A 25,854-nucleotide genomic window follows, 5' to 3' on the forward strand; every position below is an offset into this window, starting at 1 on the left:
CTGACGCCTCCTCACCTCTCGAACCACCAGGAAGAGCCTGCTATGAGAACCAAGCTCTGTACCACCGCAGCCGGCCTCGCGGGAGCACTGCTGTTCACCGCGGGGTGCTCCGGGGCCTCCACCGGGTCGGGTGGCGCGACCGCCGACGCCGCCGAGCTCAAGCTCACCAACACCACCGCCAAGGCGTCCGGCGAGGCCGCCTCCGTGAACTGGCTGGTGGAGCAGGAGCCCGGTTCCCTGGACCTGGACCGGCAGGGCAACACCAGCGGACGGACCGTGCTGGCCAACGTCTGCGAGCGGCTGCTCCAGCTCCAGCCCGACCTCACCACCGAGCCGCAGCTCGCGGCGAAGGCCGAGTACACCGACGACAGGACGCTCGTCCTCACCCTCCGCGACGGCGTCACCTTCCACGACGGCTCCCCCATGACGGCCGACGACGTGGTGTGGAGCCTGAAGCGGCACGCGCAGCCGGAAATGTCGGAGTCGGACGAGTACGAGGACGTCGACGAGATCACCAAGACCGGCGCTTCCGAGGTCACCGTCACCTTCAAGGAGCCGAGTGCCCTGTTCATGAAGGCGCTGGCGGGCGACGCCGGGATCATCATGGACCGCGAGACGGTGGAGAAGCAGGGCGACGACTACGGCACCCCTGGCCGGCCGGACGCCTGCACGGGGCCGTACCGGCTGAAGAGCTGGGATTCCGGATCGTCGATCAACATCGAGCGTTACGCGGACTACTGGGACGACAGCAGCCCGGCGCTGACGAAGAACGTCGTCTTCCGCTGGGCGACCGGCAGCGCGCTGGTCAACGCCGTCTCCACCGGCGCGGCGGACGGCGCGTATCTGACCGCCACGGGCCCGGCCGCCGTACTGGCCGAGAAGAAGGGCGTACGCGCCTACTACGGGCAGAGCACCACCGCCTGGTCGCTCAGCCCCACCGACAGCGGCGCGCTGAAGGACACCCGGCTGCGCAAGGCGCTGTCGCTGGCGCTGGATCGTGAGGGCATCGCCAAGTCCGGGTTCAGCGGGCTCGCCACGCCCTGGGCGACGCCCGTCGGGCCCGGCGCGTGGGGCTACGAGAAGGCCACGTTCCAGAAGGCTCAGACGGACCTGGAGAAGTCGACCGCCTACACGGCGTCGCCGTCGTCCGACGACATCGACGAGGCCAAGAAGCTGGTCGAGGAGGCCGGGGCGCCCGCGCAGCCGATCGTCGTGGCCAGTGACGGCGGTGAGAGCCAGACGGTCATCACCAACGCGGTGCGCGGCGCGGCCCAGAAGATCGGTCTCGAAGTGAATGTGAAGACGGTGCCGCCGAGTCAGTACGACGAGTTCTTCGCCGACCCGAAGGCGCGGGAGGGCTTCGATCTGATCGCGGTCGACTGGTACATCTCCAAGGCCGACCCGGTGGGCTTCTACGACAACGCCATGTCCGGCAACGCCAACAACTGGCTCGGATACTCGGACAGCGGCTACGACGCCCTCGTCAAGAAGGCCCAGCAGACGATCGACGACAAGGAGCGGGCGAAGCTCGTCATCGAGGCGCAGTCGAAGTTCGCCGACGCCGCCGTGTGGATTCCGCTGGTGCAGGTGCCGTCGGTGCTGGTGCTCGGCGAGAAGTACACCGGCCCGCCCGCGTCCATGGTGTCGCTGTACTACCCCTGGGCCGCCGACCTCGGAACGAAGGGCTGAAGCCATGCTGCGCGGACTGCCGCGGCGCATCGCCGGCCTGCTCGCGACGCTGCTCGCCGCCTCGTTCGTCATCTTCTCCGCCGTCTACGCGGCACCGGGCGACCCCGCCGTCCTCCTCTCCGGCAGCAGGCAGGAGCTCACTCCTGAGAAGCTCGCTGCGGTCCGCGCCGAGTACCACCTCGACGAGCCGCTCGTCGTCCAGTACGGGCGGTGGCTTTGGGAGAGCGCGCAGGGCGACCTGGGCCGGTCGTTCCAGTACCGCGACCAGGTGGCTGACCTGATCGGGGCGCGACTGCCGACCACCCTCGAACTCGTCGCCTACGCCACGGTGTTCTTCGTGGTCCTGGGCATCGGGTCCGGGGTGCTGGCGGCGCTGCGCCGCGGCTGGATGGACTCGGCCGTCGTCGGGGGCACCACGCTCGCCGCGTCCATCCCCTCGTTCGTCGCCGCGATCGCGCTGGTGTCGCTGTTCGGGGTGCAGCTCGGCTGGTTCCCGGTGACCGGCCAGGGCGAGGGATTCGCCGGCCGGCTGCACCATCTGACACTCCCGGCGTTCGCGCTGGCGCTCGGCGCACTAGCGGTGATCAGCCGGGTGACCCGGCAGGCGATGGCCGAGGCGTACGCCTCCGATCATGTGGAGGCCGCCCGCGCCGCCGGTCTGACGGAGCGTGAGATCGTCGTACGGCATGTGCTGCGCAACGCGCTCGGCCCGATCGTCACCATGTGCGGTCTCGTCATGGCAGGCATGCTCGCCGGGACGGTGGTCGTCGAGACCGCCTTCGGCCTCAGCGGCGTCGGCTCGCTGCTGGTGAGCGCGATCACCACGCACGACTTCCCCGTCACGCAGGCGGTGCTGCTGCTGATGGTCATCGGCTATGTCGTCGTCACGACACTGGTCGACCTCGTACATCCGCTGATCGACCCCCGGGTCTCGCTCGGAGGGAGGACCGCATGACGACTCTGACAGCCGGGGCACTGCTCCCGGTCAAGGCGCGGGCCCGGCGGCCGGTACCGGTGATGGTGGCGGGCGGCTTCCTCGCCCTGGTCGTGGTGGCGGCCGTCTTCGCGCCCCTGCTCTCACCGTACGCGCCCGACGCCGTCGACCTGTCCGCCTCACTCGCCGGGACGAGCCCCGAGCACCTGCTGGGCACCGACGCCTCAGGACAGGACCTGCTCTCCCGCGTGCTGTACGGAGCCCGGTCGAGCCTGCTCGCTCCCCTGGCGCTGCTCGCGCTGGCCGCACTGCTCGGCATCACCATGGGCACGGTCGCGGCCTGGTACGGCGGCTGGGTGGACACCCTGCTCTCGCGCGTGACCGACGTGATGTACGCCTTCCCGGGCCTGCTGTTCGTCGTCCTGGTGATCGCGGTGTTCGGCGACGGCCTCACCACCTCCGTCGTCGCCATGGGGCTCGCGTACGCGCCCACCATCGCCCGGTACACACGCAGTCTCGCCCTGTCCGAGCGGTCCAAGCCCTACATCGACGCCTATCGGGTCCAGGGCATGGGCGGGGCGCGGATCTGCGTACGTCATCTCGTGCCCAATCTGTCCGGTGCGCTCGTCGGCTATCTCGTGGTGCTGTTCGGCGAGGGACTGATGAGCCTGGCCACGCTCAGCTATCTGGGCTTCGGCGCCGGATCGCCCAGTATCGACTGGGGATTGATGGTGCAGGAGGGCCAGGACGCGGTGGTGCAGGGAGCGCTGCTGCCGGCTCTCGTACCGGGCACGGCCATCGCCGCCGTGGTGGTGGCCTTCAACATCGTCGGGGTCTGGGTCTCGGACCGGCTGGGCCAAGGAAGGTAACCGTCCATGCTGCTGGACATCGAGAATCTCACCCTCCGGCTGCCCTCCGGGGCCGCTGCCCGACCCCTGCTCGCCGAGGTGTCGCTGACCGTCGGCCGGGACGAAGTGGTCGGCCTGGTCGGCGAGTCGGGCTCCGGGAAGTCGACCACGGCACGGGCCGTGCTGGGCATGCTGCCCGAGAGGGCGTCGGTCTCTGGCGCCGTGCGGGTGGACGGCGAGGACGTACTCGCCATGGAACCCGGCCGCCTGCGCGCCCACCGGTCCCGTACCGTCTCCATGGTCTTCCAGGACCCCCGCTCGGCGATGAACCCGGTCCGCCGGATCGGCGACTTCCTCACCGAACCGCTCGTACGCGTCCTGGGGCTGCCCAAGCGCAAGGCGGCAGCGAAGGCCGTGGAACTGCTGGCCGCCGTGGGGCTGCCCGATCCGGAGCGCCGGATGCGGCAGCGCCCGCACGAGCTGTCCGGCGGCATGCTGCAACGGGTCGTGATCGCCGCCGCGCTCGCCACGGACCCCGGCCTCCTGCTCGCCGACGAGGCGACGAGCGCGCTGGACGCGACCACCCAGGCGGAGGTGCTGGCCCTGCTGCGCGGCATCCAGGAGGAGCGGCGACAGGCCGGCAGCGGCCTCGGCACGCTGTTCATCACCCACGATCTGCCGCTCGCCGCCGCCTACTGCGACCGCGTGTACGTGATGTACGCGGGCCGCGTGGTGGAACACCAGCCCGCCCGCGGCCTGTTCGCCGACCCACGGCATCCCTACACCCGCGGCCTGCTGGACTGCTCGCCCGCACTGGGCGACGAGCGCGAACTGCGCCCCATCCCCGGCCGCCCGCCGTCACTGTCCGACACCTTCACCGGCTGCCCGTTCGCCCCGCGCTGCCCGCGCGCCGAGGAGGAGTGCGAGAGCTGGACGCCGGTGACGGTTCCGTTCGGCGACGACAGCGGATCGGCGGACGGCGGATCCGTGGACGGCGGATCCGCCGCCTGCCGCCGTCTGGAACTCGTAGCGAGGAGCAACGCATGACCAAGGCCGAACCCGCACTCGTCGTACAGGGCCTGTGCAAGAGCTATCCGCTCCCGGGCGGCGGCCGTACGACGGCCGTGGACGATGTCTCGTTCTCCGTGGCGGCCGGCGGCTCGCTGGGCGTCGTCGGCGAGTCCGGCTCCGGAAAGACCACGGTGGCCCGGATGCTGGTGGGCCTGGTACGGCCGGACGCGGGAACGATCGCTGTGAACGGGCGGGAACGGACGCCCGGGGAACGCGGCGGAAAGCTGCCCGGCCTGAGGCGGCCGGGCGGGGGCAGAGCGGCACGTCTGCGCCGCGCCCGCGAGATCCAGATCGTCTTCCAGGATCCGTATGTCTCCCTGGACCCCCGCCTGACGGCGCGTCAGTGTCTGCACGGCGCATTGCGGCTGCACGGCCGGTACGAGGGTGGGGCCGCCGCGACGCGGGTCGGCGAACTGCTCGATCAGGTGGGCCTGGGCAAGCGGGAGGCCGATGCCCGGCCACGTGGGCTGTCGGGCGGGCAGCGTCAGCGGCTGGCCATCGCCCGTGCGCTGGCCGTGGATCCTCAGGTGCTGGTTCTGGACGAGGCGGTGGCGGCGCTGGACGTGTCCATCCAGGCGCAGATCCTCCAGCTTCTCGCCGATATCCGCCGGGAGACAGGGGTGGCCCTGGTCTTCGTCAGCCACGACCTGGCCGTCGTACGGCACATCACCGACGACACGCTGGTGATGCGACGCGGCCGCACGGTCGAGACCGGCCCGACGGCCCGCGTCCTGGACGCCCCGGCGGACCCGTACACCCGGCTCCTGCTCTCCTCCGTGCCACGTGAGGGCTGGGACCCGGCCGAGACGGTACGGCTGCGCGGCGAACTCGCCGGAGCGACGCTGGCGGACTGATTGTCCCGTCGAATGCATCGAACGCGCCATCAGGGGCGTGGAAGTGGGCGCGGAAGTGGCGCAATCGACCGTTGCGGCCCTGGCGCCCGAGGAAGAATCTGGAGGATGCGGGAGCGCTCCCATACCGGAATTCACCGTCTCGGAAAGAAGGAGACCCGTGTCTGATTGTCATGATCGCATCAAGCTGACCCGGCCTCGGGTGACACTCGCCCTGAGCCTGCTCACCGCGGCCCTGCTCTGCCTGATCCCCTGGAGCGGCACCGCCGCCGCCCACGGTTCCGTCATCGACCCCGCGTCCCGCAACTACGGCTGCTGGGACCGCTGGGGAGACGACTTCCAGAACCCCGACATGGCACAGGAAGACCCGATGTGCTGGCAGGCCTGGCAGGACGATCCGAACGCCATGTGGAACTGGAACGGCCTGTACCGTAACGGCTCCGCCGGCGGCTTCCAGGCGCACGTCCCCGACGGGCAGCTGTGCAGCGGCGGCCAGGCCGAAGGCGGCCGTTACAACTCCCTCGACACGGTGGGCGCCTGGCAGACGACGGACATCGCCGGCGACTTCACCATCGAGCTGTACGACCAGGCCAGTCATGGCGCGGACTATTTCCTGGTCTACGTCACCCGCCAGGGCTTCGACCCGACCACCCAGCCACTGACCTGGAACGACCTCCAACTGGTCGCCCGGACCGGCGAGTACGCACCGAGCCAGAACTACTCGATCGACGTGAGCACGTCGGGCCTGACCGGCCGCCACGTCGTGTACACGATCTGGCAGGCCTCGCACATGGACCAGACGTACTTCCTGTGCAGCGACGTGAACTTCCGCTGACACGCTGACACACCGCCGTCCCGCCGGACGCACCGCGTCCGGCGGGACACCAGCCCTGCGCGAGCTTCGCCGGACAAGCGCATAAGCTCGGCAGATGGCCAAGTACTTCGACGTGCACCCCGACAATCCCCAGCAGCGCACCATCGGCCAGGTGGCCGAGAGCATCCGCTCAGGTGCCCTGGTCGTCTACCCGACGGACTCCTGTTTCGCGCTGGGCTGCCAGCTGGGCAGCCGTGACGGCATCGACCGGATCCGGTCCATCCGGCAACTCGACGACCGGCACCACTTCACGCTCGTATGCCAGAACTTCGCGCAGCTCGGCCAGTTCGTGCACATCGACAAGGACGTGTTCCGCGCCATCAAGGCCTCCACGCCCGGCAGTTACACCTTCATCCTCCCCGCGACGAAGGACGTGCCGCGCAGGATGCTGCACCCGAAGAAGAAGACGGTCGGAGTCCGCATCCCCGATCACACCGTCGCCCAGGCCCTGCTCGCCGAGCTGGGTGAGCCGCTGCTCTCCAGCACCTTGCTGCTGCCGGACGAGGAGGAGCCCATGACCGTGGGCTGGGAGATCAAGGAGCGCCTCGACCACGTCGTGGACGCGGTGGTCGACTCCGGGGACTGCGGCACCGAACCGACCACCGTCATCGACTTCTCGGGCGGCGAGGCCGAGATCGTACGCAAGGGAGCGGGCGACACCGCGCGCTTCGAGTGACGCGTCCGACGACGGCCGCGCGGGAGTTCCACGAAGAATGACGGCACGAGGGATGCGCGGGTCGAGCTGGGACGTGCGGCGGCGCGGGCCGGCTTCCGGACCGTGTCCGCCGTGACCACGCCGGGTGCGCCCGTCACGACGGCTGCGTTCTTCGTGACCGAGGCGGGCGATCCGGGACTCGAGCCCGCGTGAAGCCGATGCCGGAGCGTACGAGTGCGGCCCGTAATCCCGCTCCCTGTTCGGCTGAAGAGGCGCGGAGCTGGACATCTTTTGCGCCGGTTGCGGCAAAACCTACGGATTCGATGCCCTTTCACCGTCGAACCCGAGGAGACACCCTGATGGTCCTTCGATCCGCCGGAGCAGTCTGTGCCGCCCTGACCGTGTTCGGCGCGCTCGTGCTGACGGGGCCGCCCGCGGCCGTGGCGGCCGAGCCCCCCGTACCGACGACCGCGACGTCCGCCGCCGAGACGCTGGGCGCGCACAAGCCGTCGGCCGAAGTGCTGCGCGCGCTGCGGCGCGATCTGGGCCTGACCGAGACGCAGGCCAGGACGCGGCTGGTGAACGAGGCGGAGGCCGGCACGCGCGCCGGCCGTCTCCAGAACGCTCTGGGCGAGCGCTTCGCGGGCGCCTGGCTGCACGGCTCGACTTCCGCCGGCCTCACTGTCGCCACCACCGACGTCGCGGACGTCCCCGTCATCGAGGCCGGCGGCGCCAAAGCCGCGGTCGCCAAGGTCGCTCTGGAGGACCTCAGGGCCGCCAAGGTGAGGCTGGACGCCGCCGCGGCCCGTACCAAGAAGCCGCTCGACACACCGGTCCGGTACGTCGACATCCAGGCAAACCAGGTGACGGTGCAGGCGACCAACCGATCCGCCGCGAACGCGCTCGTCGCGGCTGCCGGGGTCGACCGGAAGCTCGTGGGCGTCAAGGTGTCGGCGGACCGGCCTCGTGCGCTGCACGACATCCGGGGCGGCGACGCGTTTCACAACATCGAGGAGCGGGCCCGCTGTTCCGTCGGGTTCTCCGTCACCATGGACGAGCAGCGGGGCTTCGCCACCGCGGGCCACTGCGGGAGACCGGGCGACAGGACCACCGGCTACAACGGGGTCGGCCAGGGAAGCTTCCGAGCCTCCACGTTCCCCGGCCGTGACATGGCCTGGGTGCGCGTCAACAACGACTGGACCGCGACTCCCGACGTCAAGGCCGACGGAGGAAGGAACGTCCAGGTCACCGGCTCGGCACAGGCTCTGGTGGGCGCCGCGATCTGCCGGTCCGGCTCCACCAGCGGCTGGCACTGCGGACGGATCGAGCAGCACGACACGAGCGTCAGCTATGCCGAGGGCACCGTCGACGGCGTGACCGAGACGACAGTGTGCGCCGAGGCGGGCGACTCCGGCGGCTCCTTCGTCTCGGGCACCCAGGCGCAGGGTGTCCTCTCGGGCGGCTCCGGCGACTGCACGAGCGGCGGGACGACCTACTACCAGCCGATCAACCCGCTGCTCGCCACGTACAGACTCGTCCTCACGACCAGCACGAGCGCCACGGGCACTCCCGGCGGCGTCCCGGCCGAGCCGGCGGGTACCTGGGCCGCGGGCCAAGTCTACGGCGTCGGGAGCGAGGCGACCTACGGCGGCGTCACCTACAAGTGCCTTCAGGCACATCAGGCGCAGACGGCGTGGCAGCCCGCGAGCACTCCGGCTCTGTGGCAACGAATCTGACGAACCTGACAGTTGATCAGGTCTGTGCGGCGCGAGGCTCCGGACCCCGGCTCTCGCGCCGCGCCCGGTCCTACCCCCGCCGGGAGCCGCGTGCGACGCCCCTCGCCCACAGCACGAGGGGGATCTGGAGGGGCAGGCGGCCGAAGGCCGCGGTCTTGATGGCGGTGGGGCGGTGTCGCCAGTCGAGGGCCATCTGCACATTGGCCGGGAACACCCCGACGAAGAACGCCGCCGTCGCGTGGGCTGCTGCGCGGCGTGTGCGGGGATGCGCGAGTCCGGCCGCCAGGGCGAGTTCGGCGGCGCCGCTGACGTAGGTCCATGTCCGGGGAGAGCCCGGCAGCATGCGGGGGATGGTCGCGTCGTACGGCTTCGGCGCGACGAAGTGCGTCACGCCGGCGGTGGCGAGGAGACCGGCGAGCATGAGCGGGGAGCGTCGGGAAGGGGCCATCGTGCCTCCGTAGTCGTGGATACGGCGTAACGCTACGGGAGGGCAGGCGCTGCCGCGCAACGCCTGTGGCGCCAAATCCCTTGTCCTGTCAGGTGGTTGAGTCCCGACACCGCGCCTCCGCCGACCCGGGAAGTCGAGTCGGCGGAGGTCGCCGCGGCCCTTGTTGTCCGTCGTCGGCTGGGAACTAGGCGACGACGCCGGACTTCGCGATCTTGATCGGCACCCTGGTCGCGCCGGAGCGGGACCCCTGGGCCTCGACGGCCTTGACGACGTCCATGCCCTCGACGACCTCGCCGAAGACGACGTGCTTGCCGTCCAGCCAGTCCGTGATGATCGTCGTGATGAAGAACTGCGAGCCGTTGGAGTTCGGACCGGCGTTGGCCATGGACAGCAGTCCCGGCTTGGTGTGCTTCAGCTGGAAGTTCTCGTCGGCGAACTTCTCGCCGTAGATGCTCTTGCCGCCGGTGCCGTCGCCGCGGGTGAAGTCGCCGCCCTGGAGCATGAAGTCGGGGATGACCCGGTGGAAGCCGGAGCCCTCGTATCCGTAGCCGTGCTCGCCCGTGGCCAGCTCACGGAAGTTGCGCGCGGTCTTGGGGACCACGTCGTCGTACAGCTTGAAGACGATCCGACCGGCGGGCTGGTCGTTGATGGTGATGTCGAAGTACACGTTGCTCATGGCTTCATCCAAACACCTTCACCCCCCGCCGCACACTTCGGGCCCCGTTCCCGGGGCCCGGCCGTGTCGCGTCAGGAGGTGCCGAGGGCCGTACGGAGGGTGCTGACGGCCTGGGCGATGGCGGCCCCCGCCGCGTGGGTCTCGCGCAGGGCGTTGAGCATCACGAAGTCGTGGATGATGCCCTGGTAGCGGACCGCGGTGACCGGGACGCCGGCCTTGCGGAGCTTGCCCGCGTAGGCCTCGCCCTCGTCGCGCAGGACGTCGGCCTCGGCGGTGATGACCAACGCCGGGGGCAGATCGGCGAGTTGCTCGGTGGTGGCGCGCAGCGGGGAGGCCGTGATCTCGGCACGCTGGGCTTCGTCGGTCGTGTACTGGTCCCAGAACCACTGCATGCCGTCGCGGCGCAGGAAGTAGCCCTCGGCGAACTGACGGTAGGAGCCGGTGTCGAAGGCGGCATCGGTGACCGGGTAGAAGAGGACCTGCTGGACCAGGGGCACGTCACCGCGCTCCTTGGCCATCAGAGTCAGCGCGGCGGCCATGTTGCCGCCCACCGAGTCGCCGGCGACCGCGATGCGGGTGGCGTCGAGGGAGTGGTCGGCGCCGTCGCTGACGATCCACTGGGCGACGGTGTAGTTCTGCTCGATGGCGACGGGGTAGCGGGCCTCGGGCGAGAGGTCGTACTCGGGGAAGACCACCGCTGCGCCGGTGCCGACGGCGAGTTCGCGCACCAGGCGGTCGTGGGTGTGGGCGTTGCCGAAGACCCAGCCGGCGCCGTGGATGTACACGATCACCGGGAGGACGCCCCCCGCTCCCGCGGGTCGCACGATGCGTACGCGGACCTGGCCGGTGGGACCGCCCGGCACGACGACCCACTCCTCGTCGACGGCGGGCTTGGTGACGTCGCCGGACTGCACCTCGTCGACGAGCTTGCGGCCGTCGGCCGGGCCGAGGTCGAACAGGTACGGCGGGTTCGCGGTCGCCTCGGCGAAGGACAGGGCGGCGGGCTCCAGGACCGGGCGGGGGCCGGCGTTCTCGGTCATGGCGGTCTCCTCGGATCGAATGCCGCGCACACTCCGGAGGCGGTTTGCGCTGGGGAGCGGCGGCACAACATGAGAGTAGCGCGCTATTTAGTCGTGCACAACTTATTAGCTCTCGATACAATCGAGGGGACGTGAAAGATAGGGTGGACGTCCTCGTGCAGAGCGCAGGTACCTCATGCAGGGCACAGGACCGGAACAAGGGAGCGAGACCATGACCGCAACCGGGGCAGAACCGAGGCAGGAGGGCTCCCTGCTCCTGGACGACCAGCTCTGCTTCGCCCTCTACGCGGCCTCACGGGCGGTCACGGCGCGCTACCGTCCCCTGCTGGACGAGCTCGGGCTCACCTACCCGCAGTACCTCGTCATGCTCGTGCTGTGGGAGCGTGACGCCGGACACGCGGTCTCCGTACGCGACCTGGGGACCGCGCTCCAGCTGGAATCCAGCACCCTCTCCCCCCTCCTCAAGCGCCTGGAGGCGCACGACCTGATCCGCCGCGAGCGCCGTGCGGAGGACGAGCGTTCCGTCGCCATTCGTCTCACCGAGACCGGCGTGCGCCTTCGCGAACGGGCCCACGCCGTGCCCGTGGCCATCGGTGACGCCATGGGCCTGACCCGCGAACAGGACGCCATGGCCAAGCAGTTGCTCCGCCTGCTCACCGCGAACGTCTCCGAGGACTGACATCCACAGGGGCATCCTCGCCGGTCCCTCAAATGGCGGCCCCCGGTTGACAGGCAGACGATGTAGTGGAGGCCCGCGAGAGTGCTGGGCATGGCCGCGATGGAGGGAAGCACGATGATCGAGGTCAAGACGGTCGAAAAGCCGGATGAGCGACGCGATTTCCCCAGGGGCCACCTCGAAGCCGTCCACCTCACCGGGCTGGACTTCGCCGTGGCAACCTTCGAGCCCGGCTGGCGCTGGTCCGAGTCCGTGGCTCCGATCGCGGGGACCGAGAGCTGCCAGGTCCATCACAACGGCTATGTCGTCCAGGGACGGATGCGCGTCCGCATGGACGACGGCGCCGAGAGCGAGGTCGGACCCGGCGATGTCTTCGTGGTCCCGCCCGGGCATGACGCCTGGGTCGTGGGTGACGAAGCAGTGATCGCGTACGACTTCGCGGGCGGCATGGCCCAGGAGTACGCGAAGGCCAAGGAGGGATAGCCGGGCGTCGGTCCCGGTCGGATACGCAATCAGTTACGTCAGTCGCGTACGGGCCTGGTCGTCGCGTTGCGCAGGCGGATGCCGCTGAATCCCAGTGTGCTGGTGATCACGGCGTCCCAGAAATCCCAGAGGTTGTCGAGTACGCGCAGCTGGATTCCGGCGTCCCGGTGGAGCTGGAGCAGGTCGCCGACCGGCTCGGGTGGGCCGAGCGGTTCGACGGGCTCGCTCGCGACGAAAGCGTGCGGTGCCGGTTCGCCGAACGGCCGGAAGGCGTCGGCGGAGAACCGGTAGGCGAACAGTCGGCCGTTCAGGAACCGTTCCACCCAGCCGTACTCGATCGCATGGACGCGCTCGCCGCCGCCCGGACCGAGGATGCGTTCCCGGTCGGACGGCGATGTGCTCGGCACGGTCCAGGCCATGGCCCGCGGGCACTGCCGGGGAAACCAGTAGTCCGGCGCTCGGTCATGGTCGACGGCCCATACGTAGGCCTCCGTCTGCTGGGCGGTGGCGGCGACGTGCGGTCGGAACTCGGTGATCGTGGGGTCTTCCGAGAAGTGCAGTACCTCGCCGGGTCGTGGGCGCATGTACTGGTTCTACCGCAGCACCCCACCGCCCAGGGGCGGTCGCGCGTCACTCGTTGGGGCGGGCCGCGCTGATGTCGCCGAGCGCGGACTCGGGGTCACGTTCCATGGCGAGGTCGCCCAGGGCGACGATCCCCACGGGGTGCTTGCCCTCGACGACCGGGAGCCGGCGCAGCGAGTGTTCGCGCATCAACTGCACGGCGCGACCCACCTCGTCGTCAGGGGTGACGGTGACGAGTTCCGGGCTGCAGGCGGACTGCACGGTCGTGTCGGCGGGGTTCTTGTCCTCGGCGAGTACGCGCACCACGAGGTCCCGGTCGGTGACCAGTCCGCGCAGTTCGTCGCCCTCGGCGACCAGCACCGCGCCTATGTTCTCGTCACGCATCCGGTGCGCGACCTCGCTGACCGCGGTGCGCGTGCCCACCGCGACGGGGGCACTCGTCATGATCTCGCGGACTTTCTGAGCCATCGCTGTCCTCCGGTGAACGGGCGGCGACATCCCCAGCCGCCGCTGGACCGACCAAGTACCCGCAGGATCCGTCTCCAAGCACGCTCCCGTGCCAGGTCATCCGGACCGTGTCATCGGCCGGTGGGCTCATCGGAACGGGCGCGCCAACCGTGCCACCGTCGTACGGAGATGACGATCACCGGTCCGTCGGGGGGCCGTTGACGATACTGGGCGTACTTCTGGCGCAGCAGCTCCACCGCGGTGGCGTACTCGTCCCGCGCGTCTCTTTCCGGAGCGCCCGGCGGCACGACCCGGGCGGTGCCGTCCGCCCGTACCCACCACAGCCGGTCCCAGTCGTCGTCGTACTCGTCCACCAGCAGACACACCTCCGGGCGGACGGCGATGTTGTCCAGCCGCTTCACACGGCCCGGCCGCTTCGGCTTCCAGTCGATGGCGGTGACGATCTCGTCGCCGCGCTGGGCGAACACGAGCGGTACCAGATACGGACGCCCCTCGGCGTCCGAGGTCGCCAGGCGTGCCACCGGGGCCTCGGCGAACCGCCGCCGCGCCTCAGCCTCGTCCATGACCGGCATGAGGAGCCTCCGTCCGCCTTTGTTCGGCTCGGTGTCCGTCCATGGTCGCGCGGCTTCTGGTTCTGGCCGAGCCGGGGGTACCTCCGACGCCGGGGCGGGGCGGCCTTACGGTTGGGGTGACGTACCGACCTGAGGAGATGCACCGCTCGTGCACGACGCACCGATCTACGACCAACTGATCTCCGAACGCGGCGACATTCCGCTCCAGGTCCGCAGCGAGGCCCGCCGGCTCCAGAGCGAACTCGGCTGGATCGCCGACGGGGGCCCCTCGCCCGCCGGCCGGCCGCCCCTCTCCCCCACTGCTCCCGCCCCCGTCCCCGCTCCCGACTCCCGTGCCCAGCAGCCCGGTTCACAGCCAGGTTCGCAGGGCTGGTTCGCCTGACGGGAATGACCGGAATGCGGCACCAGCACCTGAGCACGACGCCGGATTCAGACGCGCAGCCACTCCGTCACCACGACCTCCTCGTCGGTCCGCAGCCGTAGGGCGAACGGGCCGGTGAGGAGCAGATCGCAGAGGAAGCGGCCCATCTCGTCGGCCGTGACCGTACCGGTCGCCGTCGACTGCACGGTGCCCAGGATCTCGATCCGGGCGGGCTGCGGCGGCAGCACCTGGCCCGTCAGCCCCTCGGCGGTCACCTCTATGTCGACGGTGAGGTCCCCCGTGCTGAAGGTCAGCATCCTGGGCACGTCCGCACCCCGGACCGGGATGGCGTCGACGAGCGAGTCGAACGTCAACTCGGCGAGCCGCGCGTCTAAATCGCGAAGCGCATGCAGGGCATAGGCCTCGACGGCGAGGTGCCGCAGCTCGGCGGGCACCGGGTCCAGAATGGCGGCGGCCTGGCGCAACGCCTCCTCGAGGGCGTCGTCCTGAGCGGCCTCGTCGAAGCCGTCGTTGCCAACGTCGTCGTTCACCGCACCCCCCGGGCGACCAGACGCGCACGCAGCCGACGCAGGCAGCGCTGACGCAGGGGTCCGATGCTGCCCACGGCGATACCCAGCGCGCCGGACACCTCCTGGTAGCTGGGCGGCGGGGAGGCCATCAGCACGCGGAGCAACTCCCGGCAGCGGTCGCCCAGTTCCTCGAACTCCTGCCACATCCGGCGAATGCGTTCCGCCTCCGCGGCGGCCTCCTCGGATTCGATCAGCGACTCCTCGGGCGTACGGTCCTCGCTGATCCCGTCGAGTACCTGGGGATCGTCCGTGGGAGTCAGCCGTCTGGTGCTCTTGATGACCTTCAGGCACTCGTGACGCGCGGTGCTCGCGAGCCAGGAGCCGGCCTTGTGCGGTTCGCGGATCCGGTCGAGGTGCTGGGCGAAGCGGAACCAGGCGGTCTGGTACACCTCGTGCGCGTCGGCGTCGGAGAGCCGGTGCGCGCGTACGACGGACCACACCAGCGGGCTCAGCCCGTCCACCAGCGCTTTCCAGGCCGCCGCGTCCCCGTCGGCGGCGGACTGGACGAGCGCACCGACAGCGTCACGGTCCACGGCCCCACCCCTCGTGTACGGCAAGTCATCGTACGCCGCGGAGTGAGGGATTCCGACCGTGATCCGGGACAAGAGCACCGTGCCCGAGCAGGAGGTCATGCCGTCGCGGAGGGCGTGGCGACCGGGACGGGGGCCCAGGTCGGCGGGCGCAGCGCGGGCACAACGACGCCACGTACCTCCGCGTGGTCGCGGTTCGCCGACAGCAGCTGCCGCCGAGCGGCCCGGGGATCGCTCTCCTTGTGCGCCGTCATATGGGCGGCGATCATCGCGGCGGTCACCGGGGTCGCGAACGAGGTTCCGCTCCACTGCGCGAGCCCCTCGAACATCACCTGCTCCGGCTTGGCGGGCTTGGGCTGCTGCTCCTCGCTCAACACGCCGATGTGCTGGGGGTGTTGGCAGGTGCAGACGTAGGCGAAGCCGTGCCGGCAGGCGTCGTACGTGGAGTGCTGGTACACGTACGGAACGGGGACGTCGAAACCGGTGAGCGAACTGGTCAGCCGCTCCCCCGGCGCATAGATCTTCACCCAGGGGCCGTGATTGCTGAAGCAGGCGCCGAACTCGCCGTCGCCGCGCAGCGCTCCGACCGACAGCACCACGTCCTCGTAGCCGGGGACGTCGGCGTAGGCGGCGGGCCAGAAGGGGGTGGCGCTGGCGTTGTTGCCGGCCGCCGCGACCAGCAACGTACGGGGCTGGTCGCGCAGTTCCTCCATGAAGCGCTCCAGGCCGAGCAGGCCGTCGGTGCCGCCGTTCGACGTGCCGGCGGAGAGGCTGATGAGGTCGGGCCAGCCGTCCTGGTCGACGGCCTCGAAGAGCTTGTCGCCGAACTCGGACTCCAGGATGGCGCCGACGTCGCCGAGGGTCCCCCGTACGGTGATGTCGGTGTTGGGGGCGACCGCCGCGACGAGGCCCGCGATGAACGTGCCGTGGCCGACGTACTGCTTGAGGAAGCCCTGGTCGTCGGTCTCGGCGAGCGCGCCGTCGCCCTGAACGTGCGCCAGCAGCGGGTACGACCGGTAGTCGTGCATGAGTCCGGTGTCGATGACCAGGACGCCGACGGCGGTCTCGGGGACGTACGCCGTTTCCGCCGGCGCCGGGTTGGCAGTGACGGTGGGCCGGCCGGGCACGGGTTCGTCGCCGGGGCAGGCGTTGACCGCGATCGTCACGACGTGGTTGCGGCTCACCAGGCGGCGTTCGGCCCGGCCCTCCACCTCGCGCATGGCCCGCAGCGCCCCCGCGACGGTACGGTCGCCCGATCCCGATCGGATGCCTGCCGCCGGGTCGCCCACCTGGATACGGGTGATGCCCGACCGGTTCGTCTCCGGTCCTGCCCTGCGGACGCTGTCCGTGCTGAGGCCCGGGATGTCGGCGGACCGTGCCCGCAGGGTGTCCTCGACGATCCGTGCGTCCTCGCCGTCACGGGCCAGGACGACGCCCTGCTCGTAGAAGAACTCGGCGGAGTCGTCCGGCCCCATCGCCAGGGGGACGTCCGGCATCGCGCGCCGGACCTGGTCGAACTGCTCCTGGAATCGCTGTGGTGCCATGGCGTGTCCCTCCCCTTCGGCCGACGGGTCGTCAATCAGAGCCGGATGACAGCTGATTGATACAGCGGCGCTGGTTGACCGATTCGGCAGCGGTGACGGCCGATTCGGCGTCACACCTGTCTGCCGCACTGCCCGCGGCCCTAGCATCCTTTGAGTGACAGGCGGAAGCGACACGATTTTCGAGCTGCTCCCGATGGTGTTCGCCCGCCCGGGCGAGGCGCTGGCGCGGGCGGAGGCGGTGCTCGACGGCGATCCTTCGCCGCTGCACGCCTCTGTCGCCCACCATGTGATCGGTATGTGGCAGCGGGACTTCGGTGATCTGCGGGTCGCGCTGCGGCATCTGCGGCGCGCCCGTGATCTCGCGGCACGGTCGGGTTCGGCCGACCGGGAGGCGGACGTCCTCGGCACGCTGGGGGTGGCGCTGGTCCACGCCGGTCGTACGCGGCAGGGTCTTGCCGCGCTCGAGCGGGGCGTCGCGCGGGGCACGGGGCACACCCGCGCCCGTGTCCTGTACCGGCGGGCGTACGTGTGGTGGGTGCTGGGGCACCATCGTGAGGCGCTGGACGATGTGCGCCGGGCGACGCCCGTGCTGAGGCAGGCGGGCGATGTGATCTGGACGGCGCGCGCCCTGACGCTGCGTGCCACCGTGCATCTGGCGCTCGGCGCGGTGGAGCGGGCCGAGGCCGACTTCACGGCGGCTCAGCGGCTGTGGGACACCACCGGCCAGGAGCACGACAAGGCCGATGTCGTGGAGAGCCGGGCGCTGGCCGCCTTCCGCTCTGGCGATATCCCCGCAGCGCTGCGCCTGTTCGACGAGGCCGAGGAGCGGTACGCGAAGCTGGGCACCCCGGTGTTCGTGTTCTACATCCGTCGTTGCGAGGTCCTGATGGCTGCCGGTCTCGCGCCCGAGGCGCTGGCCGAGGCCGACGCGGCGATCGCTGTGCTCGACCGCATCGGCGGCCAGACCACCCGCAAGGCGGAGTTGCTGCTGGCCGCCGCCCGTGCCGCCCGCCTCGCGGGCGATCCGGACACCGCGACCGCGCGGGCGGCCGATGCCGTACGCCTCTTCGCGGGCCAGCAGCGCGCCTGGTGGGAGACGCATGCCCAACTGGTGCTGCTCGAGGCGCGGTTGGCAGCCGGGCGTACATCGGGGCGGCTGGTCGCCGATGCCGCGGCCGTGGCCGGGCGGCTGACGGAATGCGGCTCGCCGGCCGCGCCCGAGGCGTCGCTGCTCGCGGGGCGAATCGCGCTGCGCCTGGGCCGGCGGGCCGAGGCCGAGCGGCATCTGGACGTGGCCGCGCGCAGCCGACGGAGCGGGCCGCCGCTGGCGCGGATGACGGGCTGGGCCGCGCAGGCGCTGCGGGCCGAGGCGGCCGGTTCCAGCCGGGGTGTACTGGAGGCCTGCCGGCGTGGACTCGATGTGCTCGACGACCACCGGATGACGCTCGGTGCCTCCGAGTTGCGCGCCCGGGCGACCGCGCAGGGCGCGGAGCTCGCCGCGCTGGCTCAGCGGGCCAGCCTGGTCTCCGGCGGGCCGCGGCGGTTACTGGTGTGGAGCGAACGCTGGCGGGCCACGGTGCTCTCGGCTCCGCCCACCCGGCCGCCCGCCGATCCGGCCCTGTCGCGGAATCTCACCGCCTTCCGGGAGATCGCCGCCCGGGCGGAGGCGGCCCGCGTCGACGGGCGGCCGGTGCCGGCGCTGGAACGTGAACAGCGGCGTCTTGAGCGGGAGATACGGTCCTGGACGCTGCGTATGCGCGGTGCGGTGCCGGGCGACGGGCATCGGTTCGATCCCGGCAGGCTGCTGGAGCGGCTGGGCGGGGGGCGGCTGGTCGAGATCGCCGAGCTCGGCGGGCGGGTACAGGTGCTGCTCTGTGGCGAGGGCCGCGTACGGCGGTTTGAGGGCGGGCCGCTCACGGACGCGCTGGCCGAGGTAGAGCATGTGCAGGCCGGCCTTCGACGCCTTGCCCATCCCGGGGCGGAGGGCAGGCTCCCGGTGCTCGAGGCCGCGGGGCGGCGGCTGGAGGAGCTGTTGCTGGGCCCGGCCGTCTCCCACCTGGGCCCGGGCCCGCTCGTGGTGGTGCCGCCGGCCAGGCTGCACCGCGTGCCGTGGGCGCTGCTGCCCTCGCTGCGCGAGCGTGTGGTGAGCGTCTCGCCGTCGGCGAGCAGCTGGCTGCGGGCTGTTGAGACCGAGCCGCCGCCGGACGGAGGGCATGTACTGGTTCGCGGCCCCGGCCTGGCGACCGGCGGCGCGGAGGTGCCCGAACTCGCCGACCGCTACGGCACAGCGACCGTACTGGAAGGTGACGAGGCCCGGGTGCCCCGCGTACTGGACTCGCTCGACGGCGCCGTGCTCGCCCATATCGCCGCGCACGGTACGTTCCGCGCGGACAGCCCCCTCTTCTCCTCCCTGCGGATGGCCGACGGCCCGCTGATCGTGCACGACTTCGAACGCCTCAACCGCAGCCCGTATCGCATCATCCTGTCCAGCTGCGACACCGGCCGCCTCGCGTCGGTCGGGGCCGATGAGGTACTCGGCCTGGTCTCGGCCCTGCTTCCGCTGGGCACAGCGGGCGTCGTGGCGAGCAGCGTTCCCGTCAACGACGCCACGGTGGTGCCGTTGATGCTTGCCCTGCACAAGGGGCTGAGTTCCGGTCTGTCCCTGGCCGAGTCCCTCCGGGACGCGCGTGCGGCGCTGCCGGGGGATGCGGTGCATCAGGGGACGGGGTGGGCGTTTACGGCGTTCGGCGCCGCTTGAGCCTCCGGCGGTTGGGCGGGGCGCCTACGGAGGTGGTGGGTTCGGTGCATTGGCGAGTGCGGGCCGTCTGTGGCTGGTCGCGCCCACGCGGCGGAGCCGCACATTGATACAGCCCCGCGCCCCTGAAAAGCCTGCGACTGCCCATACCCCGAAGAGCACACGTCCCGCGCGAGCCCGCACCCCCGACTCCCCGCGGCTTCCCTCCGGCGGGAGGGGGCGTGGGCCGGTGCGTCGTATGCCCGTCGCGTAGCTTCGGTCTCGGAGAACCAGGACCTTGTACCAGGCCAGGGCCGTATGCCCTGTCGGCGACGGGCTGACGCACCGGCCCACGGCCCCGACCCACGCACGGACCTAAGGGGCGCGGGGAACTGCGCGAGCAACCACCCACCAACCCGCAGTCGCCAACGAACCGAACCCACCCACCCGGTAGGCGCCCTGCTCAACCGCCGGAGGCAGCCGTCACGCCGACCAGGCGTCCGCTCCCTCCGGGTCGTGTACGAGCCGGGGCAGGGAGCCGCGGTCGGTCGCGCCGAGTCGGGTGTAGGCGCTGTGGAGGTGGTTGCCGACGGTGCGGATCGACAAGGTCAGCCGGTCCGCGATCTCGCGGTTGCTCAGGCCGGCGGCGGCGAGGGTGACGACCTGCCGCTGGCGGACGGTGAGTTCGCCCAGGACCAGGCCGGAGAGTGCCGGGGTGCGGGCTCCCTGGCAGCGCCGGGCCAGGGTGACGGCGCGCGTACGCGACATGCGGGCGGCACGCGGGTCGCGGTGCGCCGACGCGGCCTGCGTATGTGCTTCGGCTGCGAAGAGCAGGAAGCCGCGCTGTTCCAGGCGTTCGGCGGCTCGGTCCAGGGCCGGGCCGTCACCCCGGGTGAGTGCGTCCGCGTGCTGGGCCAGCAGGGCGGCGGGTTCGCCGGGAAGCCGGGCCAACCTGTCTGTGACCAGGGCGGGTTCGCCGAGGCGCACCGCGTTGTACAGGGCGTAGGCGTCGTCCCCCGTGATCGACTCCAGTACTCCGGCGGTGTCACCTCGGGCAGCCATCAGCCAGGTGTTCGCCCCGCCTGGCGACGGATCTGCCGCGAGCATCTCGAGAGCGGCCGTCGTGTTACCTGACTGGGCGTCGGCCAGGGCCAGTTCGGCACGGCAGCCCAGGTCCTCCGGAGCCGCCCGCAGGCCTTCGCGCGCCCATACCATGGCCTCGCGCAGCTCTCCGCGCAGCCGTGCGTACCGGGCACGCACCGCCGCGTACCCGGCCGGGACCGAGCTGTCCGGGCCCGCGCCCTCTCCGGTCAACCAGTCCCCGATCGGCGTCGGCACGTCCCGTACGTCTGCCTGCTCGATCCGCTGCGCCAAAGTGGCGGCCTCCGCGTCGAGGGCCGGGCCGCACCGGGACGGCGTACGGGCCAGCCGCCTGGCCCGCAGTTGTCCGGCCTCGGAGCGGAGCACCGGGCCATGGAGAGGGTGTGCGAGGCGGACCGAGGAGTGGCCGTCGATGGCCACCAGTCCCTGCGCTTCGAGGAGTTCGAGGATCCGTAGGTCCAGCTCGGCGACATCGAGGGGCAAGGGTTCGCTGAACGCGAGCCTTTCGAGGACCGCCCGTTCGTCCGGGTGGGGCCGGTCCAGGGCCTTCGCGGTACGTTCGCGCAGGGTCGCGGTCACCGGCACCGGACCCCGCCAGGCCCACGCGTCGGACCCCCGGGTCGGCAGTCCGCGCTCGCGCAGCGCGCCGAGCAAGGCGCGCAGCAGCCGCAGGTCCCCCTGGCACAGCCGGTGCAGCCGGTTCACGGTGAGCGGCTCCGCCGCACCGCCGGCGCCCGCGGCCACGAGCTGTGTCAGGTCCTCACGCGGCAGCGGCTCCAGGCCGAGGCGCGGCAGCAGCTCTCCGGTCCACAGCCGGGAGACCGCGCCGGGGACCGGCTCGCCGTCCGTCACGACGACGAGCAGGCGAGTACGTCCGTGCACGGCCAGCTGGTGGACCAGCGCGGCCGAGGCATCGTCCAGCAGATGTGCGTCGTCCACGAGCAACAGCCGTACGTCCGCCAGCAGTTGGACGGCGCGGTGCAGGGAGGCCGTCTCCGGCAGCAGGTGCGCGAACGCCGCGAAGGGCAGCTGCCGGGTCTGCGGTGTCCCCGTCACCTTCGCGCAGCCGGTGTCGCGGACGGCCTGAGTGACGAGCCGGGTCTTGCCGCAGCCCGCGGGGCCCGTCACCACGATGCCGTGCCGTCCGGCGGACAGCGAGCTGCGGATCAGGTCCAGTTCGCCTTCGCGTCCGGTGAACGGCCAGGGCAGTTCCAGGGTCTTCGCGTCCCGTTCGTAAGTCATCACGTACAAGAAGAGCCGGGCTACTCATCCCTGATACAGGGTGACTTGAGTACCCCTCGACTCAGGCGCCCGGCAGGTGGCAGGCGGCATCCTGTGCGCAGACCGCAGGCCATGTTCCGGCACCCGGGGGAGCGGTCGAGGACGTCGCCTTCATGGGGGAGGGCGACGTCCTCGACCACGCCCGGAGGCTCCGACGCGAAGCCGCACGCCACAGCGTGTCAGCGGATCAGCCGGTCGAAACGGAAGGGCGCAAGTGCCTCGGGCCGCCGACCGGTGCGGATGTACTCGGCGAGCTGGTGCCCGGTGGCCGGGCCGAGCGTGACGCCGAGCATGCCGTGGCCGGTGGCCGCGAAGGCGTTGTGGTGGCCGGGTACGCGGTCGATCACCGGGAGCCCGTCGGGAAGGAACGGCCGCCCGCCGACCCAGGGGTCGCGGATCAGGCCGACCAGGTCGTCCGGGTCGTCGAACCAACGGCCCAGGTAGTGCCGGCTGGCGAGGGCGACGGCGACGATACGGCGCCAGTCGAGCCGGTTGTTGTTGCCGCTCAGCTCCATCGTGCCGCCGATCCGCGTGGTGCCGCCGATCGGTGAGGCGACGGCCCTGCGCTCGCCGAAGTACAGCGTGTGCCGGGGCGCCCGGTCCAGCTCCACCGAGAAGCTGTAGCCCTTGCCCGCCTGGAGCGGCAGCGGCTGTCCCAGTGAGCGCAGCAGGTGCGGCGAGTGCATCCCGGCCGCGACGACGACGGCCGCACAGGGAATCTCGCCCTGGGTGGTCCGCAGCGCGGCGATGCGCCCCGCGCTCGACCGGAACCCGGTGGCCTCCGCGTTCTCGTGGACCTTCACCCCCGCGTCGGCCAGCGCCTCCCCCAGCCCCTGGGCGAACGCCTCCGGATCGACCACGCCCTCCCCCTCGACGAGGTAGGCCGCGCGCACCCCGGGCGACAGCGCGTCGTCCAGCAGATGTGCCTCGGGGCCGGTGGTGACGTCGTCGGGCATCGGGTAACGGCCGTCCGCCATCTGCCGCTGGATCGCGAGATGGTGGCGGGCCTCGGTCGGCGACAGGAAGGCGTGCACCATGCCGGGGCGGGTCAGCGTCGTGGCGACACCGTTCTCGCGCAGGCCGTCGAAGAGGTCGAAGGTGTCGCGGTTCAGCTCGGCGATCGCCGCGTAACCGCGCCGGAAGGCGGCCGGTGTGCTGCTGCGCCAGAACCGCCACAGCCACCGTACGAACGCCGGATCCGGCAGGGGCCGCAGATAGAGCGGCGAGTCCGGCTGGCCCAGCGAGCGGAGGGCGTAGCGCACCACTCCGGGCGCCGGGACGGGCGTGGAATGGCTGAGGCAGACCCATCCCGCGTTGCCCCGGGAGGCCCCGGAGCCCAGCCCGCGCCGCTCGACGACCTCCACCGGAAGACCGGCCGCGGCCAGGTAGTACGCCGTGCACAGTCCCACGACGCCGCCCCCGACGACCACGACGGGGCCCTCGCCGAGCGAGCCCGCCGCACCGGATGCACCGGTCATGACGTGGGTCCGTACGAGGCGAGGAACTCCCGGGTCCGAGCCCCGGCGGGGTGGTCGATGACGTCCTCGGGCCTGCCCTCCTCCACGATCCGGCCGCCGTCGACGAAGACGACGTGGTCGGACACCTCGCGGGCGAACGGCAGTTCATGGGTGACCAGCAGCATCGTCATTCCGTCCGCGGCGAGTTCCCGCATCACGCTCAGTACCTCCCGGGTGGCCTCGGGGTCCAGGGAGGAGGTGGGTTCGTCGAAGAGCAGCACCTCGGGCTTGAGGGCGAGGGCCCTCGCGATGGCGACGCGCTGCTGCTCACCGCCGGAGAGCTGCTCGGGCTGGGCGAGTCCGCGGTGGGCCACCCCGACGCGGCGCAGCAGCGTGACGGCCCGCTCCAGCGCCTCCTGTTCGGGGACGCCCGCCTTGCGCTGCGCCAGAACGACGTTCTCGACGGCGGTGAGATGCGGGAACAGGTTGAACCGCTGGAAGACCATGCCGACCGTACGACGCAGCCGGGGCAGGTCGCGGCAGACCATCCGGCCGCCGTTGTGCACCACTTCACCGGCGACCTCGACCGTGCCGCTGTCCGGCCGTTCCAGCAGGTTGACGCAGCGCATCAGGGTCGTCTTGCCGCCGCCGCTCTGTCCGATGACGCTGACGATCCGGCCGCGGTCGACCTCCAGGTTCACGTTGTCGAGGACGAGACGGCCGTCGAAGGACTTGCTGAGGCCCTGGATTCGTACGACGGCGTCGGTGGTGGCGGCCGGTGCGACGGTCTTCTCTGTGGTGACGGGCTCGGTCATACCGCCGCCTTCTTCCGGTCGGTCTTGCGGTCGGTGCCGGCCGAGAGGTCGGCCGCGAGCAGTGCGCGTGCGGCCCGCATCCGGCGCCGTCGCCACGGGGACAGGGGGACGCCCGCGCGTACCTTTCGCTCCAGCAGCAGGAGGAGCTGGGAGAGCGGGTAGCAGAGGGCGAAGTAGATGGCCGAGATGACCAGGTACACCTCCAGCGCGCGGAAGGTCGACGAGGTGATCAGTCGCCCCTCTGACATCAGCTCGGCGGCGGAGATGGTGACCAGCAGTGATGTGGACTTCAGCAGGTCGACGAGGAAGGTGTTCGTGCCGGGCAGTGCCTGCCGCACGGCCTGCGGCAGGATCACCTGGCCGAAGATGCCTGCCCTGCCCAGTCCCAGAGCCTCCCCCGCCTCCGTCTGTCCGGCGTGCACCCCGCTGATCGCGGAGCGGAAGATCTCGGACAGGTAGGCGGCGTAGAAGACGATGAGACTGACGCAGCCGGCCGTGAACACGTCCAGCTTGAGCCCGGTCGAGGCCAGTCCGAAGTAGGCCAGGAAGATGATGGCCAGGAGCGGAATGTTCTTGAAGACCTCGGTGTAGACGGCGGCGACGGCGCGCGCGGCCCACACCTTGCTCAGCCTGAGCAGGGCCACGGCCAGGCCGAGGAGTACGGCGCCGACGAAGCTCACGACGGTGTAGGAGATGGTGCGCCAGAGTGCGTCGACGAGGTCGGACTGGTAGTCGGACCAAGGGACTTGGAAGAGACCGGACATGTCAGCCCCTCACTTCGCGATGGACGGGGGCGTCCAGTCGGCGGGCCGGTCCACGCCTTGGCGCGCGGGGGCGACAGCGGCGTCGGGCGTGAGGAACTGCTCCGGGTCACCGCCGTACTTCTCGACGAGCTTGGCCATCTCGCCGTTCTCGTACATGGCGTCGATCTGCTCGGAGATCGCCTTCTCCAGCTTGGTGGCCTTCTTGGGGAGGTAGAAGCCGGTCTGGTACGGCTGGAAGTACTCGTACGCGGGCTTCGCCTTCACCTGCTCGGCGGTCGGCGGCGTCATGTACTGGGTCTCGATCTTCAACTCCGGGCGTTCCTTCTGCGCCGCGATGATGATCAGCGGGTCGAGGAAGCCGACGTCGACGCGGCCCGCGCCGAGGTCGTCGAAGACGCCGTTGGCGTCGGGGTAGGCGTGCAGCTTGGCGTCGGGCACGGCCTGGATCGACTTGACCCAGACATAGCCCTCGACGGTGCCCAGTTCCAGGCCCTTCAGGTCGTCGACCGTCTTGTACGTCTTGCCGTTCCTGACGGCCATCGCCGGGGGCGAGTAGTACGGCGGATCGGTGAACAGCCCCTGCTTCTGCCGCTCCTCGGACCAGGCGACACCGCCGATGGTGATGTCCACGCGGCGGGACTGCACTCCGGCGAGCATGCCGGCGAAGTCCGTGACCTCGGGCTCGACCTTCAACCCCAGCTTGTCCGCCGCGTAGTTGAGGATGTCGCCGTCCAGCCCGACGATCTTGTCGCCCTGGACACTGGTGTACGGGGCGTACGGCTGGACGGCCACCTTGAGCACGCCCGGCGTGAGGGTGCCGAGCCCGGCGGCCTTCGCGGACACGTTGGTCGGTTCGTCGTCGCTGTCCGAGCCGCAGGCGGCGGTGGCCGAAAGCAGGAGTGTCGCGGACAAAGCGGCGACAAGTGAGCGCACACGGGTCATCGGCGTGGCCTTCCGTTTTGGCACTGAAGGAGTCCGCCGTTCACCTCGCTGTGCCCCGGCGGGGGATGTGACAGAGCCCATACGCTATGGACCGGCTCGCGGTACGTCACCGGTCACTTCGTCTGAACTTAT

Annotated in this window: 26 protein-coding genes; 12 read left to right on the forward strand and 14 right to left on the reverse strand. The window is 71.0% G+C overall.

The features are described 5' to 3' along the window. Positions 1-42: 42 nt before the first annotated feature. The 8 genes from OP79_RS07675 to OP79_RS07710 all read left to right on the forward strand — a co-directional run bounded on the left by OP79_RS07675 (position 43) and on the right by OP79_RS07710 (position 8,658). On the forward strand, positions 43-1,689 hold the full coding sequence (locus tag OP79_RS07675; protein WP_033319241.1) for an ABC transporter substrate-binding protein: 1,647 nt from the start codon (positions 43-45) through the stop codon (positions 1,687-1,689). A 4-nt stretch (positions 1,690-1,693) separates the two neighbouring features. Then, a complete protein-coding gene (locus tag OP79_RS07680; protein ID WP_033319242.1) occupies positions 1,694-2,644 on the forward strand; it encodes an ABC transporter permease in 951 nt (316 codons plus the stop codon). Further along, positions 2,641-3,492 (forward strand): ABC transporter permease, encoded by an 852-nt coding sequence (locus OP79_RS07685; protein ID WP_033319243.1) that lies wholly within the window; start codon positions 2,641-2,643, stop codon positions 3,490-3,492. Before OP79_RS07680 ends, OP79_RS07685 begins: the two co-directional genes overlap by 4 nt. Before the next feature lie 6 nt (positions 3,493-3,498). Next, positions 3,499-4,518: an ABC transporter ATP-binding protein gene (locus OP79_RS07690; RefSeq protein ID WP_033319244.1), complete on the forward strand. Its 1,020-nt coding sequence runs from the start codon at positions 3,499-3,501 to the stop codon at positions 4,516-4,518. Next, the gene (locus OP79_RS07695) at positions 4,515-5,396 is read left to right on the forward strand and encodes an ABC transporter ATP-binding protein (RefSeq protein ID WP_033319245.1); all 882 of its coding nucleotides are present in this window, start codon (positions 4,515-4,517) and stop codon (positions 5,394-5,396) included. The genes OP79_RS07690 and OP79_RS07695 overlap by 4 nt, the downstream gene beginning before the upstream one ends. Positions 5,397-5,553: 157 nt before the next feature. Beyond that, a complete protein-coding gene (locus OP79_RS07700) occupies positions 5,554-6,228 on the forward strand; it encodes a lytic polysaccharide monooxygenase auxiliary activity family 9 protein (protein ID WP_033319246.1) in 675 nt (224 codons plus the stop codon). 94 nt (positions 6,229-6,322) lie between these two features. Beyond that, complete coding sequence (locus tag OP79_RS07705) at positions 6,323-6,943, forward strand: L-threonylcarbamoyladenylate synthase (protein ID WP_033319247.1); 621 nt, start codon at positions 6,323-6,325, stop codon at positions 6,941-6,943. A gap of 338 nt (positions 6,944-7,281) precedes the next feature. Beyond that, entirely contained in the window at positions 7,282-8,658 is a 1,377-nt protein-coding gene (locus OP79_RS07710; protein ID WP_033319248.1) for a carbohydrate-binding protein, read from the forward strand. A 70-nt stretch (positions 8,659-8,728) separates the two neighbouring features. Here OP79_RS07710 and OP79_RS07715 read toward each other — a convergent pair whose 3' ends face one another. The 3 genes from OP79_RS07715 to OP79_RS07725 all read right to left on the reverse strand — a co-directional run bounded on the left by OP79_RS07715 (position 8,729) and on the right by OP79_RS07725 (position 10,822). Next, positions 8,729-9,106 carry a DoxX family protein gene (locus OP79_RS07715; protein WP_033319249.1) on the reverse strand — a complete coding sequence of 126 codons (378 nt, stop codon included), beginning with the start codon at positions 9,104-9,106 and terminating at the stop codon, positions 8,729-8,731. A 184-nt stretch (positions 9,107-9,290) separates the two neighbouring features. After that, positions 9,291-9,782, reverse strand: a complete 492-nt coding sequence (locus OP79_RS07720; RefSeq protein ID WP_033319250.1) for a peptidylprolyl isomerase — start codon at positions 9,780-9,782, stop codon at positions 9,291-9,293. Between the two features lie 71 nt (positions 9,783-9,853). Beyond that, positions 9,854-10,822: an alpha/beta hydrolase gene (locus tag OP79_RS07725; protein ID WP_033319251.1), complete on the reverse strand. Its 969-nt coding sequence runs from the start codon at positions 10,820-10,822 to the stop codon at positions 9,854-9,856. A gap of 211 nt (positions 10,823-11,033) precedes the next feature. On the opposite strand from OP79_RS07725, the gene OP79_RS07730 reads away from it, so the two are divergent. Both OP79_RS07730 and OP79_RS07735 read left to right on the forward strand, forming a co-directional pair. Continuing rightward, positions 11,034-11,501 carry a MarR family winged helix-turn-helix transcriptional regulator gene (locus tag OP79_RS07730; RefSeq protein WP_211270756.1) on the forward strand — a complete coding sequence of 156 codons (468 nt, stop codon included), beginning with the start codon at positions 11,034-11,036 and terminating at the stop codon, positions 11,499-11,501. 114 nt (positions 11,502-11,615) lie between these two features. After that, entirely contained in the window at positions 11,616-11,981 is a 366-nt protein-coding gene (locus tag OP79_RS07735; protein ID WP_033319392.1) for a cupin domain-containing protein, read from the forward strand. A 38-nt stretch (positions 11,982-12,019) separates the two neighbouring features. Here the strand turns inward: OP79_RS07735 and OP79_RS07740 are convergent, their stop codons facing one another. From OP79_RS07740 to OP79_RS07750, 3 genes are all read right to left on the reverse strand, one after another. Further along, on the reverse strand, positions 12,020-12,565 hold the full coding sequence (locus OP79_RS07740; RefSeq protein WP_033319252.1) for a DUF6886 family protein: 546 nt from the start codon (positions 12,563-12,565) through the stop codon (positions 12,020-12,022). A 46-nt stretch (positions 12,566-12,611) separates the two neighbouring features. Then, positions 12,612-13,031 carry a CBS domain-containing protein gene (locus OP79_RS07745; RefSeq protein WP_033319253.1) on the reverse strand — a complete coding sequence of 140 codons (420 nt, stop codon included), beginning with the start codon at positions 13,029-13,031 and terminating at the stop codon, positions 12,612-12,614. A 110-nt stretch (positions 13,032-13,141) separates the two neighbouring features. After that, positions 13,142-13,603, reverse strand: a complete 462-nt coding sequence (locus OP79_RS07750; protein ID WP_033319254.1) for a TIGR03668 family PPOX class F420-dependent oxidoreductase — start codon at positions 13,601-13,603, stop codon at positions 13,142-13,144. Positions 13,604-13,751: 148 nt separating this feature from the next. Between OP79_RS07750 and OP79_RS07755 the strand changes: the two genes are divergently transcribed. Then, entirely contained in the window at positions 13,752-13,985 is a 234-nt protein-coding gene (locus OP79_RS07755; RefSeq protein WP_033319255.1) for a hypothetical protein, read from the forward strand. Positions 13,986-14,032: 47 nt separating this feature from the next. Here OP79_RS07755 and OP79_RS07760 read toward each other — a convergent pair whose 3' ends face one another. From OP79_RS07760 to OP79_RS07770, 3 genes are read right to left on the reverse strand one after another with little or no spacing between them, the layout of a single operon-like run. Further along, entirely contained in the window at positions 14,033-14,515 is a 483-nt protein-coding gene (locus tag OP79_RS07760) for a hypothetical protein (RefSeq protein ID WP_033319256.1), read from the reverse strand. Continuing rightward, complete coding sequence (locus OP79_RS07765) at positions 14,512-15,186, reverse strand: RNA polymerase sigma factor (protein WP_078491666.1); 675 nt, start codon at positions 15,184-15,186, stop codon at positions 14,512-14,514. Before OP79_RS07765 ends, OP79_RS07760 begins: the two co-directional genes overlap by 4 nt. Continuing rightward, positions 15,183-16,628 carry a S8/S53 family peptidase gene (locus tag OP79_RS07770; protein ID WP_033319257.1) on the reverse strand — a complete coding sequence of 482 codons (1,446 nt, stop codon included), beginning with the start codon at positions 16,626-16,628 and terminating at the stop codon, positions 15,183-15,185. The genes OP79_RS07765 and OP79_RS07770 overlap by 4 nt, the downstream gene beginning before the upstream one ends. Positions 16,629-16,821: 193 nt before the next feature. Between OP79_RS07770 and OP79_RS07775 the strand changes: the two genes are divergently transcribed. Further along, positions 16,822-19,386 carry a CHAT domain-containing protein gene (locus tag OP79_RS07775; protein WP_425428554.1) on the forward strand — a complete coding sequence of 855 codons (2,565 nt, stop codon included), beginning with the start codon at positions 16,822-16,824 and terminating at the stop codon, positions 19,384-19,386. A gap of 459 nt (positions 19,387-19,845) precedes the next feature. Here the strand turns inward: OP79_RS07775 and OP79_RS07780 are convergent, their stop codons facing one another. The 5 genes from OP79_RS07780 to OP79_RS07800 all read right to left on the reverse strand — a co-directional run bounded on the left by OP79_RS07780 (position 19,846) and on the right by OP79_RS07800 (position 25,722). Beyond that, positions 19,846-21,705, reverse strand: coding sequence for a LuxR family transcriptional regulator AbsR2 (locus OP79_RS07780; RefSeq protein ID WP_033319259.1), 1,860 nt, complete (start codon positions 21,703-21,705; stop codon positions 19,846-19,848). Between the two features lie 218 nt (positions 21,706-21,923). Beyond that, positions 21,924-23,222 (reverse strand): NAD(P)/FAD-dependent oxidoreductase, encoded by a 1,299-nt coding sequence (locus tag OP79_RS07785; protein ID WP_078491667.1) that lies wholly within the window; start codon positions 23,220-23,222, stop codon positions 21,924-21,926. Then, the gene (locus OP79_RS07790) at positions 23,219-24,016 is read right to left on the reverse strand and encodes an amino acid ABC transporter ATP-binding protein (protein ID WP_033319260.1); all 798 of its coding nucleotides are present in this window, start codon (positions 24,014-24,016) and stop codon (positions 23,219-23,221) included. Before OP79_RS07790 ends, OP79_RS07785 begins: the two co-directional genes overlap by 4 nt. After that, on the reverse strand, positions 24,013-24,780 hold the full coding sequence (locus OP79_RS07795; protein ID WP_051744489.1) for an amino acid ABC transporter permease: 768 nt from the start codon (positions 24,778-24,780) through the stop codon (positions 24,013-24,015). Before OP79_RS07795 ends, OP79_RS07790 begins: the two co-directional genes overlap by 4 nt. 9 nt (positions 24,781-24,789) lie before the next feature. After that, positions 24,790-25,722: a substrate-binding periplasmic protein gene (locus OP79_RS07800; protein WP_033319261.1), complete on the reverse strand. Its 933-nt coding sequence runs from the start codon at positions 25,720-25,722 to the stop codon at positions 24,790-24,792. Positions 25,723-25,854 lie beyond the last annotated feature (132 nt).

Source organism: Streptomyces yerevanensis, from assembly GCF_000716805.1.
Lineage (GTDB): Bacteria > Actinomycetota > Actinomycetes > Streptomycetales > Streptomycetaceae > Streptomyces > Streptomyces flaveus.

Coding starts and splice junctions, on each gene's coding strand:
- OP79_RS07790 (WP_033319260.1), bottom strand. CDS start 24,016: ATGACCGAGCCCGTCACCACAGAGAAGACCGTCGCACCGGCCGCCACC.
- OP79_RS07720 (WP_033319250.1), bottom strand. CDS start 9,782: ATGAGCAACGTGTACTTCGACATCACCATCAACGACCAGCCCGCCGGT.
- OP79_RS07735 (WP_033319392.1), top strand. CDS start 11,616: ATGATCGAGGTCAAGACGGTCGAAAAGCCGGATGAGCGACGCGATTTC.
- OP79_RS07695 (WP_033319245.1), top strand. CDS start 4,515: ATGACCAAGGCCGAACCCGCACTCGTCGTACAGGGCCTGTGCAAGAGC.
- OP79_RS07725 (WP_033319251.1), bottom strand. CDS start 10,822: ATGACCGAGAACGCCGGCCCCCGCCCGGTCCTGGAGCCCGCCGCCCTG.
- OP79_RS07705 (WP_033319247.1), top strand. CDS start 6,323: ATGGCCAAGTACTTCGACGTGCACCCCGACAATCCCCAGCAGCGCACC.
- OP79_RS07730 (WP_211270756.1), top strand. CDS start 11,034: ATGACCGCAACCGGGGCAGAACCGAGGCAGGAGGGCTCCCTGCTCCTG.
- OP79_RS07715 (WP_033319249.1), bottom strand. CDS start 9,106: ATGGCCCCTTCCCGACGCTCCCCGCTCATGCTCGCCGGTCTCCTCGCC.
- OP79_RS07750 (WP_033319254.1), bottom strand. CDS start 13,603: ATGCCGGTCATGGACGAGGCTGAGGCGCGGCGGCGGTTCGCCGAGGCC.
- OP79_RS07765 (WP_078491666.1), bottom strand. CDS start 15,186: ATGACCTCCTGCTCGGGCACGGTGCTCTTGTCCCGGATCACGGTCGGA.
- OP79_RS07795 (WP_051744489.1), bottom strand. CDS start 24,780: ATGTCCGGTCTCTTCCAAGTCCCTTGGTCCGACTACCAGTCCGACCTC.
- OP79_RS07680 (WP_033319242.1), top strand. CDS start 1,694: ATGCTGCGCGGACTGCCGCGGCGCATCGCCGGCCTGCTCGCGACGCTG.
- OP79_RS07675 (WP_033319241.1), top strand. CDS start 43: ATGAGAACCAAGCTCTGTACCACCGCAGCCGGCCTCGCGGGAGCACTG.
- OP79_RS07775 (WP_425428554.1), top strand. CDS start 16,822: ATGGTGTTCGCCCGCCCGGGCGAGGCGCTGGCGCGGGCGGAGGCGGTG.
- OP79_RS07710 (WP_033319248.1), top strand. CDS start 7,282: ATGGTCCTTCGATCCGCCGGAGCAGTCTGTGCCGCCCTGACCGTGTTC.
- OP79_RS07745 (WP_033319253.1), bottom strand. CDS start 13,031: ATGGCTCAGAAAGTCCGCGAGATCATGACGAGTGCCCCCGTCGCGGTG.
- OP79_RS07770 (WP_033319257.1), bottom strand. CDS start 16,628: ATGGCACCACAGCGATTCCAGGAGCAGTTCGACCAGGTCCGGCGCGCG.
- OP79_RS07740 (WP_033319252.1), bottom strand. CDS start 12,565: ATGCGCCCACGACCCGGCGAGGTACTGCACTTCTCGGAAGACCCCACG.
- OP79_RS07690 (WP_033319244.1), top strand. CDS start 3,499: ATGCTGCTGGACATCGAGAATCTCACCCTCCGGCTGCCCTCCGGGGCC.
- OP79_RS07685 (WP_033319243.1), top strand. CDS start 2,641: ATGACGACTCTGACAGCCGGGGCACTGCTCCCGGTCAAGGCGCGGGCC.
- OP79_RS07800 (WP_033319261.1), bottom strand. CDS start 25,722: ATGACCCGTGTGCGCTCACTTGTCGCCGCTTTGTCCGCGACACTCCTG.
- OP79_RS07785 (WP_078491667.1), bottom strand. CDS start 23,222: ATGACCGGTGCATCCGGTGCGGCGGGCTCGCTCGGCGAGGGCCCCGTC.
- OP79_RS07780 (WP_033319259.1), bottom strand. CDS start 21,705: ATGACTTACGAACGGGACGCGAAGACCCTGGAACTGCCCTGGCCGTTC.